Source organism: Streptomyces sp. SID11385 (assembly GCF_010548245.1).
Classification (GTDB): domain Bacteria; phylum Actinomycetota; class Actinomycetes; order Streptomycetales; family Streptomycetaceae; genus Streptomyces.
Map to the genome: position 1 here is coordinate 1 of NZ_JAAGLR010000818.1, position 11880 is coordinate 11880.

Here is an 11880-nt window from a genome sequence, read left to right on the forward strand (position 1 = left end):
AAGCCCGCGCCCTCCGGTCCGCGCTCGCCCCGCCGCGCCGGTGGCCCGAGCCGTGCCCCGCTCAGCGCAGGGCGTCGGCGACCTCGCGGGCGGCGTCCACGACGCGCTGCCCGACGCGTTCGGGGACGGAGTCGGGGAGCATCACGACACCCACGCTGCCTTCGAGGCCCGTGACGCCGAGCAGGGGCGCCGCGGCTCCGCAGGCGCCCGCGTCGAGTTCGTCGCGGGTGAGGGTGCAGGTGGGGACGGTGCGCCCGGCGGGGGTGCGGGAGGCGAGGATGGCCCGGCCCGCCGCGCCCTGGTCGAGGGCGTGACGGAAGCCGGTGCGGTAGGCGACGTGGAAGTCGGTCCAGGTGGGCTCGACGACGGCAACGGCGAGCGCGTCGCTGCCGTCGACGAGGGTGAGGTGCGCGGTCGCGCCGATGTCCTCGGCGAGGGAGCGCAGCGCCGGCAGCGCGGCCTCCCGCACGAGCGGGTGCACCTGCCGGCCCAGGCCGAGCACGCCGAGCCCGATGCGTGCGCGGCCCCCGAGGTCGCGCCGGATCAGCGCGTGCAGTTCCAGCGTGGCCAGGAGGCGGTAGACGACGGTGCGGTTGACCCCGAGCCGGGCCGAGAGTTCGGTGACGGTGAGACCGTGATCGGTCTCGGCGAGCAGTTTGAGGACCTTGAGCCCACGGTCGAGCGTCTGAGAGGTCTCCGCGGTCACGACGCCCACTCCTTCGATGAGGTGCGGCGGGGCCCGACCGTACGGGCGCGGGCCACCGGTCCCGTCCGGCGCACGGCACCTCGTACCCGGTCCGCCTGCGAGTCGCACCGGCTGCGCTCCGGGGCGACGCTGCCACGGGGCGTGTGCGTTGCCCGGACAGTAGCGAGCGGTCCCCGCTCAGCGGAAGGCGCTGTCCAGTATCCGGGCGGTAACGGAGCCGCACCGTCCGTATTACCTCTTGAGGAACTCACCATGTACACGGAAAGCACACACCAGCAGGCGCGGCGGCGCCCCGGACGGGTCGCGGGCGGGGCGTTCCCGCCCCGCCCGCCCGGCCGCCGGTGCCTCGGCGCCACTGCCTCACTTCATCCGCGTGGCCCACTCCCGCACCTTGTCGATGCGCTGCCGGATCTGCCCCGCCGTCGCCTCCGCGCTCGGCGGCCCGCCGCACACGCGGCGCAGTTCGGTGTGGATCACGCCGTGCGGTTTGCCGCTCTGGTGGGTGTAGGCGCTGACGAGGGTGTTGAGCTGCTTGCGCAGTTCGAGGAGTTCCTTGTGCGAGACGACGGGCCGTCGCTCGGCGGGGAGTTCGAGGAGGTCGGCGTCCTCGGCCGGCTTCTTGCGGCTCGTCGCGATCTGCTTGGCCTGCCGCTTCTGGAGCAGCATCTGCACCTGGTCGGGTTCGAGGAGTCCGGGGATGCCGAGGTAGTCCTGCTCCTCCTCGCTGCCGGGGTGCGCCTGCATCCCGAACTCGGCGCCGTCGAAGAGGACGCGGTCGAAGACGGCCTCGGACTCCAGCGCCTCGAAGGAGAACTCCTCCTGCTCGCCGGTGTCCTCGTCCTGCTCCTTGTTCGCCTCGTCCATCTCCTTCTCGGACTCGGCGTACGGGTCCTCCTCGCCGTTCTTCTTCGGCTTGTCGAGGACGTGATCCCGTTCCAGCTCAAGGGCGTTGGCGTGGCCGAGCAGGTCGGGGACGGTGGGGAGGAAGACGGAGGCGGTCTCGCCGCGCCTGCGGGAACGCACGAAGCGGCCGACGGCCTGGGCGAAGAAGAGCGGCGTGGAGATGGTGGTGGCGTAGACGCCGACGGCGAGGCGCGGCACGTCGACGCCTTCGGAGACCATGCGGACCGCGACCATCCAGCGGTCCTCGTTGTGCGAGAAGGTGTCGATGTTCTCGGAGGCGCCGGAGTCGTCGGAGAGGACGAGGGTCGCCTTCGTGCCGGTGATCTCGCGGATGAGCTTGGCGTAGGCGCGGGCCTGCTCCTGGTCGGAGGCGATGACGAGGCCGCCGGCGTCGGGGATGCCCTTGCGGACCTCGGTGAGGCGCTGGTCGGCGGCACGCAGCACGTTCGGCATCCACTCGCCGCGCGGGTCGAGCGCGGTGCGCCATGCCTGCGAGACGGCGTCCTTGGTCATCGGCTCGCCGAGCCGCGCGGCGATCTCGTCGCCCGCCTTCGTACGCCAGCGCATGTTGCCGCTGTAGGAAAGGAAGATGACCGGGCGCACGACGCCGTCGGCGAGGGCGTTGCCGTAGCCGTAGGTGTAGTCGGCGGCGGAGCGGCGGATGCCGTCGTTGCCTTCCGCGTAGGTGACGAAGGGGATGGGGTTGGTGTCGGAGCGGAAGGGGGTGCCGGTGAGGGCGAGGCGGCGGGTGGCGGGTTCGAAGGCTTCGAGGCACGCTTCGCCCCAGGACTTGGAGTCGCCCGCGTGGTGGATCTCGTCGAGGATGACGAGGGTCTTGCGCTGCTCGACGCGGTTGCGGTGCAGCATCGGGCGCACCCCGACGCCCGCGTAGGTGACGGCGACGCCCACGTACTCCTTGGAGACCGGGCCCGCGCTGTAGTCGGGGTCGAGCTTGATTCCTATGCGTGCGGCGGCTTCCGCCCACTGCTTCTTGAGGTGCTCGGTCGGGGCGACGACGGTGATCTGCTGGACGACGTGGTGGTGCAGCAGCCAGGAGGCGAGCGTGAGCGCGAAGGTCGTCTTCCCGGCGCCGGGGGTGGCGACCGCGAGGAAGTCGCGCGGTTGCTCCTGTACGTACCGCTCCATCGCGCCCTGCTGCCAGGCGCGCAGCTTCCCCGCCGTACCCCAGGGGGCCCGGCCGGGAAAGGCGGGAGAGAGGTGGGTGGAGGAGGTGGGGGTGGTAGTCACGTTCTCCGCTGAATCAGGCTCGGCTGCGTGGACGAGCAGCCACCCTATCCCCGCCCCGAGGACGGGCAGGGTGCCCGGCGCGAAGGAAGGGCACGGGTGCGACGGGCGTCACACCGGGGACGGCACGGGGGGGGTGGGCGGGGCGTCACGAGCGGGGGGCGGGGCGGGGGCACGCGGGGGCTCGGGGCTCGGGGGGCGCGTTCGTCTCGTCCGCCAGCCCCCGCAGTACCTCGGCGATCTCCGCCACGGCCCGGGTCTTCCCGGCGGCGACGGATACGACGAGCCGTTCGGCGGTGTCCGTGTCGGTGCGGAGGCGGACGCCGTGGAGGCGGAGGAGGACGACGACGGTGATCCAGGCGGTGCGTTTGTTGCCGTCGACGAGGGGGTGGTTGAGGGCGAGGGACTGGAGGAGGGCCGCTGCCTTCGCGAAGAGGTCCGGGTACGCCTCCGTGCCGAGCATGCGCCCGTAGGGGCGGTGCACCGCGGAGTCGAGGAGCGCCGTGTCCCGTACGAGGACGGGCTGGTCGTCGACCGCGATGGACGCGACGGCGAGCGCGTCGGCGGGCGAGAGCCGCACGCTCATCGCAGCCGGTCGATCAACTCGGCCCAGCGGGCGGCCTCTTCGCGGGCGAGCCGGAGAACGGTCGCACGGTCGGCGGCGGGGTACGCGTCGCCGGCGGAGCGGTCGTCCTCGGGCGCGGGGCGGTCCTCGGGGCGCTCGGTGTGCTCGGTGGGGCGCTCGGTCATGGCGGGGAGCGTACGGGCGGGCGCGGGGGCGCGGCACGGGGTTTTCGGCGGCGGGCCCAACGGGTGGAGGAGCCCGCTTGGCGACAGTGCGTTGGCATGGCCGCCCGTCGCGCGTACCTAGACTCGGACGGCCCGAGGAGCGAACCGGTGAGGGAGTCGAGCGGCGTGGCGGAGAACGTGGTGGCGGTCGGCTCGCGCGGGAGCGCGCTGGCGCGGGCGCAGGCGCGGGAGATGGTGGAGCGCTGGGAGCGCGAGGTGCCGGGGGTCCGGTTCGTCCGGCGGGTGATCACGGAGGCGGGGGACACGGACCGGCGCACGCCCACGGTGGCCGAGGTGACGCGGCGCGCGGGTGTCTCGGCCTTCTCCTCGCGGCAGGAGGCGGCGCTGGTGGGCGGCGAGGTGGACGTCGTCGTGCACAGCCTCAAGGACCTCCCGACCGCTCCGGCCCCCGGCACGGTGCTGCTGCGCACGCCGGGTCCGCGCGAGGACGTGCGCGACGCGCTGTGCGGGGGGACGCTCGCGGGACTGCCCGCGGGCGCCAGGGTCGGTACGGGCTCGACGCGGCGGATCGCGCAACTCCTCGCGCTGCGGCCGGACCTGGAAGTGGTCCCGGTGAGGGGCAACGTCCCGGCGCGGCTGGCCCGTACCCGTACCCTCGACGCCGTCGTCCTCGCGGCGGCGGGACTGCACCGGCTCGGGCTCGCGGGCGAGATCACCGAGTACCTGGACCCGGAGGCGTACCCGCCCGCGCCCGGTCAGGGGGCGCTCGCGATCCAGGTAAGGGAGGACAGCGAGGCGGCCCGCCTCCTCGCGGCGAGCGGGGACGCGGCGGCCGACGCGGCGGTGCGCGCCGAACGCGTGCTGCTCGCCGAACTCCACGGCGGCTGCTCCGTCCCCCTCGGCACCTGGACGAGCCGCCCGGCCCCCACCCGCCTCCGCCTCCACGCGGCCGTGACCACCCCCGACGGCACCGAGCAGATCGCCGCCACGGCGGAGGGCCCGGCGTCGGAACCGGAGAAGCTGGCCCTGACGGTGGCGGAATCCCTCCTCACCCAGGGCGCGGCACGCATCCTCGCCGGGGCGACGGGCTGACGTGGCAGAGGGCGACGTGAACCGGGCCCCTGGCCACGACACGCCCCGCGGCCCGGGACAAGCCACGGACCGCGACCCCGGCCACACCCCCGGCACCTCCCCCGCCCGCGCCGCCGATCAGGAGGTCTCGGGGTCAGTGACGTGGGTGGCGTCGATGGGCGGGCCCTTGGTCGTCGTTCCCCGGTCCGCCGTGCGGGGGTGGGGCGGGGCCACCCGGGCGGGCTTCCTCGCCGGGGAGGGGGATGGCGGGCCGGACGACTACGACCGCGCCTGCGAGGTGGACGGCTGGGCCGGGGTGATCGGTATGGGTGCCGTCGGCGCACTCGTTCTGGCCGACGAACCCGCGATGACGTGCTTCCTGCCGGGGAGGCTGATGTTCGTGCGGTGGCTCGCCGCGGACTCCGAGGCCGAGGTGCTCGCGGTGGCGGAGCGGGTGCGGGCCGGAGCGGAGACGGCGTGGGAGGACGCCGGGATCTGGGTCACGGACGGGCCCGCCGTGCTGATGGACTCGGCCGAGGCGGGCGCGGATCTGGCGGTGGAGTACCCCGGCGGGGGGCTGCCCGAGCAGGCACCCGTAGCGGTCCCGGCGGGCCGGTGGCGGGTGCGCGCGGCATACGGGGAGGGCGAGTGCACGTCGGTAGTCGTGATCCGGCTGACCGCCTGCTGAGCGGCAGGACGGCGGTACGAGTGGAGCCCCCTTCGGATTCCCCCGGCCCGCTATCTTCGCCCCATGACCGACTCCCCCCGCTTCCTCACCGTCCTCACCACCACCGACTCCGAGGAGCGCGCCCGTCATCTCGCCGCGCGGGCCGTCGAGTCGCGCCTTGCCGCGTGCGCGCAGGTCGACGGGCCGCTGACGAGCGTGTACCGCTGGGAGGGCGAGGTGGCGACGGACACCGAGTGGCGTGTCACGTACAAGACGACGGCGGCGCGGTACGACGCCCTGGAGGCCGTGATCATAGCGGAACACACCTACGACACACCGGAGATCATCGCCTTGCCGCTGGCGGGCGGCAGCGCGGAGTACCTGGCGTGGGTGGCGGCGGAGACGAGGGAATGACGCTCGCCGGGCGGGCTCTTCGCCGGGGGCTTGCGGGAGTTGAGCGATCGCGCACATGAACCGACGCCTCTGCCGCCGAGATCATCGGCTTCGGCCGGCCCGTACAGCTCTCCCTCATCGCGTTGCTGCACGTCATCAGCGACGAGCAGGGCGCGCACGCGCTCGTGGCGGCGTTGAAGGACGCGCTCGCGCCCGGCAGTCAACTCGTCGTGACACAGGCCGGTTTCAAACGGGTGGACGAGGCGGACGAGCGGTACCGGGCCGGGCGGATCACGCTCGCCCTGCGCCCCCGCGAGGAGATCGACCGGTTCTTCGAGGGCTTCACATCGTCGAACCCGGCCTCGTGGGCCCGGACGACTGGCGTCCCGAGCCGGGCGACCTCCCCGACCAGCGCCTCGACACGGCGACGCTCCCGTTCTGGGTGGGGGTCGCCCGCAAGCCCTGAGCGCGCGCCCGTCCGGCGCTCGGAACCCTCGGGACCGACCCCCACCACCACGGTGGAGCCGCACGCCCCGCGCGCGCCGCGTCACCAGCGACGACGGGCACCCGACCCCCGCCGGGCACTCTCGAAGCGGCCGGGGTCCCGCCGGATCGACGGCACCACCACCCCGCCCAGGTCACCGCCCTGTGCGTCTCCGCTTCGGCGCCGCCGCACCGGACAGGCGTGTGGCTGTCACGCCCCGGGGCGGTACGCCTCCAGGCGGTCGGCGAGTTCCTTGGGGTGACCGAGCATCGGGCAGTGGTCACCGGGCATCTCGTCGGGCGTCATGCCCAGGCGTTCCCGCACGATCCGGCGCATGAACTCGGCGGGGAAGAAGCGGTCGTCCCTGGACAGGAGGAACTTCGTGGGCGCATCCGGCCACGCGGCCAGTGGCCATGGCGCGAGGAACGGCGTGGCCGACTGCGTGCGCGTGTGCTTCTTGGCCTCGGCCGCCAGTGCCGGCGGGGTGTCGTGGTGGAACAGGGCGGTGTCGTCGTCGGGTTCCCTGCCGTCGCGTGCGTCCTGTTCGCGCCTGGCCTGCTCGTAACCGGTGTGGGACCACCACTGCCCCGGGCTCTCGCCCGGTGACGGGATCTGCGCCTGGAGCATCACCAGCAGGTCCACCGGTACGCGGTCGCACACCAACGGGGCGGTGAACCCGCCGAAGGAATGGGCCACCAGGATCGGGCGGGTGCGCCCATCGATGGCGTCGACCACGGTGTCGGCGTACTCGGCCAGCCCGGCCGAGTCCTCGTCGCAGGGCAGATCGACCGCCACCACGTCATGGCCCCGCCCATGCAGCTCGGCCTCCAGCAGGTGCCAGTACCACGGGCCGGACGCGGCACCGGGAATCAGCACAAACGCAGCCATCGTCAGTGACCCCCTCGGTAGCGGACACGGTGGCCTCGACGCCCTCCGGGGCCCGGTGTCGCGCGGCGCGGCCGGGCACCGACTGCCGTCATGCCGTCATGCCGTCATGCCGTCATATGGCACAACGACCGTACCGGACAGCAGCCGTGCGGGCATTGCCCGTCCACGCCCCCTGAACGCCTCGGAACCGGTCATCCAGGCCATGTCCTCTTCCCCCCTCCCCGCGTACCGTCGCCGCCATGGAGCACTTCGGGGAAGCGGTGGCGGCGGGGTACGACGACGGAGGCGGGAGCGAGTTCGCGGCGGAGACGATCGCGCGCACCGTGGACTTCCTGCACGCGGCGGCCGGCGGGGGCGCGGCGCTCGAATTGGGGATCGGTACGGGGCGGATCGCGCTGCCACTCGCCCGGCGCGGTGTCCCCGTGCACGGGATCGACCTGTCCCCGGCCATGACGGAACGCCTGCGCGCCAAGCCGGGCGGCACACAGATCCCGGTCGTCATCGGGGACTTCGCGGAAGCGACCGCGCCCGGCACGTACCGGCTCGTGTACCTCGTCTTCAACACGCTGATGAACCTGCCGACGCAGGAGGCGCAGCTCGCCTGCTTCCGCAACGCGGCCCGCCACCTCGCCCCCGGCGGCCGGTTCGTCGTGGAGGTCATGGTCCCCGAACTGCGGGGCCTCCCGCACGGCCGGAACACCGTCGTCTTCGACACCGGCCCCGAGGGCTGGGCCTACACCGAGTACGACACCGTGACCCAGCGCGCGGACTGCCACTACCTCCGGGTCACGCCGGACGGCCGGGGCACCCGCCGCACCATCCCCTTCCGCTACGTATGGCCGGCGGAACTGGACCTCATGGCCCGGCTCGCGGGCCTCGAAGCGCGGGAACGCTGGGGCGGCTGGAACCGCGAGCCCTTCACGCAGGAGAGCCGGGCACACGTCTCGGTGTGGGAGAAGCCGGCAGAAGCGGAGCGGCCCGCCGCGTGCGATTAGTGCCCCGGCGGCGAGGAACTCGAACTGCGCACACGCAGGAACCGCCGCCACTCCCGTGATCGACGCGGGCTCCCGCCGGTGGAGGCACCCATAGCGAGACCGAGACCCTGCCTGATCAATCGGGCCTCGGGTACTTCAGCGCCAGCCCCACCGCCGATTCCCTGTTCTTCTCCGCGACCTTGGCGCTCAGCTCGTCCGAGCCGCCGAGTTCTTCCAAGTCCGCCGGTTCCGCGTCCCATTCACACCCACCCCTGACCGGGCGCAGCTGCGTGTACGGGCCTACGTGCCCCATCACGCGTCCGACGAGGCCGGTCCTACGGTCGCGGGCGTACCGCCCGACGCTGAGCCGCCCGGTGCTCTCATCAGAGGTCGTCACTCGGAACCGCCGTGCGCGTCGGCGCGATGCCGCCTGAGCATGACGCGACAGTCAGCCGCCCGCGAGTGGTCCCGTCCCGCTTCCGCATCCCTCTCCGCCAACCGCCACGCGTTGCACGCCGCACAGGGTTCGTTGTCGGTCGGTGAGGTGGACGCCGGTTCGTTCGCCATGCTGGTCTCCCTCTATAGCGAAGCCGTCACGCTGGAGTACAAGCTGACGTACAGTCGGGACCACTTCAACCTGTCAAAAAGGAAGGGGGGATCGTGAACGAAGCTCTCCTGGACGCCGATTGCGGGCCTCGCGAAGCGTTGGGGGTCAAGCTGCGCCAGCTCCGCAAGGCACGCGGATGGACACAAGAGGACCTGGCCGACCGAAGCGCATATTCACCTACGCATATTTCAGCCATCGAAACTGGCCGCAAACCCCCGACTCTTCGCCTTTCGAGGGATCTGGACCGGATCTTCGGATTGAGCGAGGACACCTTCGAACGCGATTTCTACAACCTCCGCAACGGGGCCCTGCTGGAGGGCTTCGCCGCTTACGTGAAGGAGGAGGAACGAGCCGTCGAAATACGGCTCTTCGAGATCGGCCTCGTACCCGGGCTGCTGCAAACTCCCGCGTACGCGCGCGCCTTGGCCGAGGCGGACGTGTGGCGGGGCCTCATCACCGAGGAACAAGCGGAACACAGGCTCACCTACCTGGCCAAACGCCAGGCGTCGTTGCAGCGACTGCGCCCTCCCATGATGCTCGTAATCATGGATGAAAGCTGCCTGCGTCACCGGGTGGGGAGCGACGGCGTGATGCAAGAACAGTTCGAGGCGTTGGCGGCCTTCGCCGCGCGCCCGAACGCGGTTCTCCAGGTGGCGCCCCACACGCTGGGACAGGCCCGCCCCTTCAATTTGCCCGTCTACCTGCTGACGATGGCTGACGGCAGCCAAGTGGGTTACGCGGAATCGCAAATTCAAGGTCATATGGAGCGGGAACCGTCAAGGCTGCTGGGGATCCGAGCGGCCTATCATCACCTCATGGCCGAAGCGCTGTCGCCGTCGGCTACGGTGGCGCTGATCACTCAGGCACGAAAGGGCAAGCTGTGACAACTCTCCACTGGCAAAAGTCGTCCTACAGCTCCAACGGCGGTGCCTGCGTGGAGTGCAGCGCGGACCTGCTGACCAGCGGGCTCGTACCGGTACGGGACAGCAAACTCCCCAACGGCCCCGTCCTAACCCTGACTTCACACTCCTGGACCGGCCTCGTGAGCATGGCCAAGCACTCCGAGGCACGCTGACCACTCAGCCACAAAGGGGCAAGCTGTGACAACTCTCCGCTGGCAAAAGTCGTCCTACAGCTCCAACGGCGGTGACTGCGTGGAGTGCAGCGCGGACCTGCTGACCAGCGGGCTCGTACCGGTACGGGACAGCAAACTCCCCAACGGCCCCGTCCTGACCTTGACTTCACACTCCTGGACCGGCCTCGTGAGCATGGCGAAGCACCCCGAGACGCGCTGACCGACGCCCCCACTGCGGCCCCCTTCCCTCACCGGAAGGGGGCCGCAGTGCTGTGCGGCGAGAGCGCAAGGCCGCCGAGGCAGAGCCGCTCCAGGACACCCCGCCCCGAGGCCGCCCGGACCGAGCACCACTGACGGCCCTCGCGCCGCGCGACGTCCACGACAGCCGCCTCCGACAGAGGCACGCCGTGCGCGCACCGGCAAGAAAGTGTGCGCCCTGGTGAAAGCCCCGGCGGACGGCCAAGGGGCACTCTGTCCGTGGCGACGGATTCACGGACCCATCGTCACGCAAGCAACATAAGAGACAGACGGGTTGTACAGCCGCACTCTGGGTCATCCTCAGGAAGGCCCTCGGTGCCCGGGCGCGTGCCGTGTGGACCCGCCCTCTGTGTGTGGACCCGCCCTCTGTGAAGGAGAAGGACTGTGAGCAACACGTTCGAGGGCAAGGTCGCCCTGGTCACCGGTGCCGGTTCCGGACTGGGCGCCGCCACGGCGAAGGAGCTGGCCGCCGGGGGCGCGAAGGTCGTGCTCACCGACATCAACGCCGACGCCGTCCAGGGGGTCGCCGAGGAGATCGCCGCCGCGGGCGGCGAGGCGACGGCGGTCCGGCAGGACGTCTCCTCGGCGGAGGAGCACGAGCGCGTGGTGCGGCTGGCCGTCGACACCTACGGCGCGCTGCACCTCGCGGCGAACATCGCGGGGATCGCGGGCAAGGGCGGCAACCTCTCCGGCGACCTGGACGTGGACGCCTGGAACCAGGTCGTCTCGGTGAACCTGAACGGCGTCGCGTACGGCATGCGGGCGCAGATCCCGGCGATGCTGGCGGCCGGTACGGGCGCGATCGTGAACATGGCCTCGATCGCCGGTGCCGTCGCCGTACCGGAGAACCCCTCGTACACCGCCGTCAAGCACGGCGTGGTGGGGATGTCCAAGGCGGCCGCCGTCGATTACGCGACGCGCGGCGTCCGCGTCAACGCGGTCGGTCCCGGCTACATCTCCACGCCCCTCGTCGAGGGCCTGCCCGAGGACGTGAAGGCGGGCATGATCGGCATGCACGCGATGAACCGCCTGGGCCGCCCCGAGGAGGTCGCCCACGTGGTCTGCTTCCTGCTGAGCGACGCCGCCTCGTTCTGCACGGGCGCGTACTACCTCGTGGACGGCGGCTACACGGCCCGCTGACCAGCCCTGACGACAGGCGGCGGGGGCAGGGGGTCCGGGAGCGGTCCGGCGGCCGGCTTCCGTCCCCCCCTACCCCCGCGTCCTCCGCGCCACCCAGACCCCCACCGCCGCCACCCCCGCCAGCGGCAGGAACACCGCCGCGAAGGCCCCGGGGTGCTCCGCCCCCGTCGCCCCCGCCGCGACCTCGTGCGCGGCACCCGCCGCTCCCACCGCTCCGCCACCCGCCGCCGCGAAGGCCGCGCCGCCCAGGGCGAGCAGGAGGACGTTGGAGAGGCCGTCCGACATCTGGAGCGCCGCCGAGTTCGTGCCCGCCTCCTCCGGGGCCGAGAGTTCGAGGAGCAGCGTGCTCGTGCCCGAGGTGACGATGCCCATCCCGAAGCAGCCGAAGGCCCACGCCACCGCGACGATCCACACGGGCGTCCAGGAGAGCAGCACGCCGGGGGCCGTCGCGATCGCCGCGGCGACGAGCACCATGCCGAGGGTCATGAACGTCCTGCGGTACGCGGACCAGGCGGGCCGCGCCTGCACCCAGCTGCCGAAGGCCCACGTGCTGCCGCCGAGCGCGAGCGAGAGCCCCGCGAGCGTCGGGCTCAGCCCCCGCTGCGTCACGAGCATGAGCGGTACGAACGACTCGGCCGCGATGAACGCGCCCGCCGCGACCCCGCGCAGCAGCACGACGGCGGGGAGGCCGCGCGCCGCGCGCCACGTCCCGCGCGGCA

15 protein-coding genes are annotated in these 11880 nt (G+C 72.3%); 8 read left to right on the forward strand and 7 right to left on the reverse strand.

Annotation, left to right across the window (positions count from 1 at the left end; genetic code table 11):
• Nucleotides 1-61: 61 nt before the first annotated feature.
• The 4 genes from G3I42_RS24875 to G3I42_RS37105 all read right to left on the reverse strand — a co-directional run bounded on the left by G3I42_RS24875 (nucleotide 62) and on the right by G3I42_RS37105 (nucleotide 3604).
• Nucleotides 62-706: a helix-turn-helix domain-containing protein gene (locus G3I42_RS24875; protein WP_164289478.1), complete on the reverse strand. Its 645-nt coding sequence runs from the start codon at nucleotides 704-706 to the stop codon at nucleotides 62-64.
• A gap of 360 nt (nucleotides 707-1066) precedes the next feature.
• On the reverse strand, nucleotides 1067-2857 hold the full coding sequence (locus tag G3I42_RS24880) for a DEAD/DEAH box helicase (RefSeq protein WP_164289479.1): 1791 nt from the start codon (nucleotides 2855-2857) through the stop codon (nucleotides 1067-1069).
• Between the two features lie 145 nt (nucleotides 2858-3002).
• Nucleotides 3003-3440, reverse strand: a complete 438-nt coding sequence (locus G3I42_RS24885; protein WP_164289481.1) for a type II toxin-antitoxin system death-on-curing family toxin — start codon at nucleotides 3438-3440, stop codon at nucleotides 3003-3005.
• Nucleotides 3437-3604 carry a hypothetical protein gene (locus G3I42_RS37105; RefSeq protein WP_203607293.1) on the reverse strand — a complete coding sequence of 56 codons (168 nt, stop codon included), beginning with the start codon at nucleotides 3602-3604 and terminating at the stop codon, nucleotides 3437-3439. The genes G3I42_RS24885 and G3I42_RS37105 overlap by 4 nt, the downstream gene beginning before the upstream one ends.
• 147 nt (nucleotides 3605-3751) lie before the next feature.
• Between G3I42_RS37105 and hemC the strand changes: the two genes are divergently transcribed.
• The 3 genes from hemC to cutA all read left to right on the forward strand — a co-directional run bounded on the left by hemC (nucleotide 3752) and on the right by cutA (nucleotide 5756).
• Complete coding sequence (gene hemC / locus G3I42_RS24890) at nucleotides 3752-4696, forward strand: hydroxymethylbilane synthase (protein ID WP_164289483.1); 945 nt, start codon at nucleotides 3752-3754, stop codon at nucleotides 4694-4696.
• Nucleotides 4697-4832: 136 nt separating this feature from the next.
• Complete coding sequence (locus G3I42_RS24895; protein ID WP_164289485.1) at nucleotides 4833-5363, forward strand: Imm21 family immunity protein; 531 nt, start codon at nucleotides 4833-4835, stop codon at nucleotides 5361-5363.
• Between the two features lie 63 nt (nucleotides 5364-5426).
• A complete protein-coding gene (cutA, locus tag G3I42_RS24900; RefSeq protein WP_164289487.1) occupies nucleotides 5427-5756 on the forward strand; it encodes a divalent-cation tolerance protein CutA in 330 nt (109 codons plus the stop codon).
• A 673-nt stretch (nucleotides 5757-6429) separates the two neighbouring features.
• Here cutA and G3I42_RS24910 read toward each other — a convergent pair.
• Nucleotides 6430-7107, reverse strand: coding sequence for an alpha/beta hydrolase (locus tag G3I42_RS24910; RefSeq protein ID WP_164289489.1), 678 nt, complete (start codon nucleotides 7105-7107; stop codon nucleotides 6430-6432).
• A 239-nt stretch (nucleotides 7108-7346) separates the two neighbouring features.
• Between G3I42_RS24910 and G3I42_RS24915 the strand changes: the two genes are divergently transcribed.
• Complete coding sequence (locus G3I42_RS24915) at nucleotides 7347-8102, forward strand: class I SAM-dependent methyltransferase (protein WP_164289491.1); 756 nt, start codon at nucleotides 7347-7349, stop codon at nucleotides 8100-8102.
• A gap of 115 nt (nucleotides 8103-8217) precedes the next feature.
• Here the strand turns inward: G3I42_RS24915 and G3I42_RS24920 are convergent, their stop codons facing one another.
• The gene (locus G3I42_RS24920) at nucleotides 8218-8478 is read right to left on the reverse strand and encodes a hypothetical protein (protein ID WP_164289493.1); all 261 of its coding nucleotides are present in this window, start codon (nucleotides 8476-8478) and stop codon (nucleotides 8218-8220) included.
• A gap of 263 nt (nucleotides 8479-8741) precedes the next feature.
• Here G3I42_RS24920 and G3I42_RS24925 point away from each other — a divergent pair, with 263 nt between their 5' ends.
• The 4 genes from G3I42_RS24925 to G3I42_RS24940 all read left to right on the forward strand — a co-directional run bounded on the left by G3I42_RS24925 (nucleotide 8742) and on the right by G3I42_RS24940 (nucleotide 11161).
• Nucleotides 8742-9572, forward strand: coding sequence for a helix-turn-helix transcriptional regulator (locus G3I42_RS24925; protein ID WP_164289495.1), 831 nt, complete (start codon nucleotides 8742-8744; stop codon nucleotides 9570-9572).
• Nucleotides 9569-9763: a DUF397 domain-containing protein gene (locus G3I42_RS24930; protein ID WP_164289497.1), complete on the forward strand. Its 195-nt coding sequence runs from the start codon at nucleotides 9569-9571 to the stop codon at nucleotides 9761-9763. The genes G3I42_RS24925 and G3I42_RS24930 overlap by 4 nt, the downstream gene beginning before the upstream one ends.
• Nucleotides 9764-9788: 25 nt before the next feature.
• A complete protein-coding gene (locus G3I42_RS24935; RefSeq protein ID WP_164289499.1) occupies nucleotides 9789-9983 on the forward strand; it encodes a DUF397 domain-containing protein in 195 nt (64 codons plus the stop codon).
• A 422-nt stretch (nucleotides 9984-10405) separates the two neighbouring features.
• Nucleotides 10406-11161, forward strand: a complete 756-nt coding sequence (locus G3I42_RS24940; RefSeq protein WP_164289501.1) for an SDR family NAD(P)-dependent oxidoreductase — start codon at nucleotides 10406-10408, stop codon at nucleotides 11159-11161.
• A gap of 69 nt (nucleotides 11162-11230) precedes the next feature.
• On the opposite strand, the gene G3I42_RS24945 is transcribed toward G3I42_RS24940, so the two are convergent.
• Nucleotides 11231-11880, reverse strand: a 650-nt coding sequence (locus tag G3I42_RS24945) for an MFS transporter (protein ID WP_164289503.1), incomplete at its 5' end; no start/stop codon positions are given.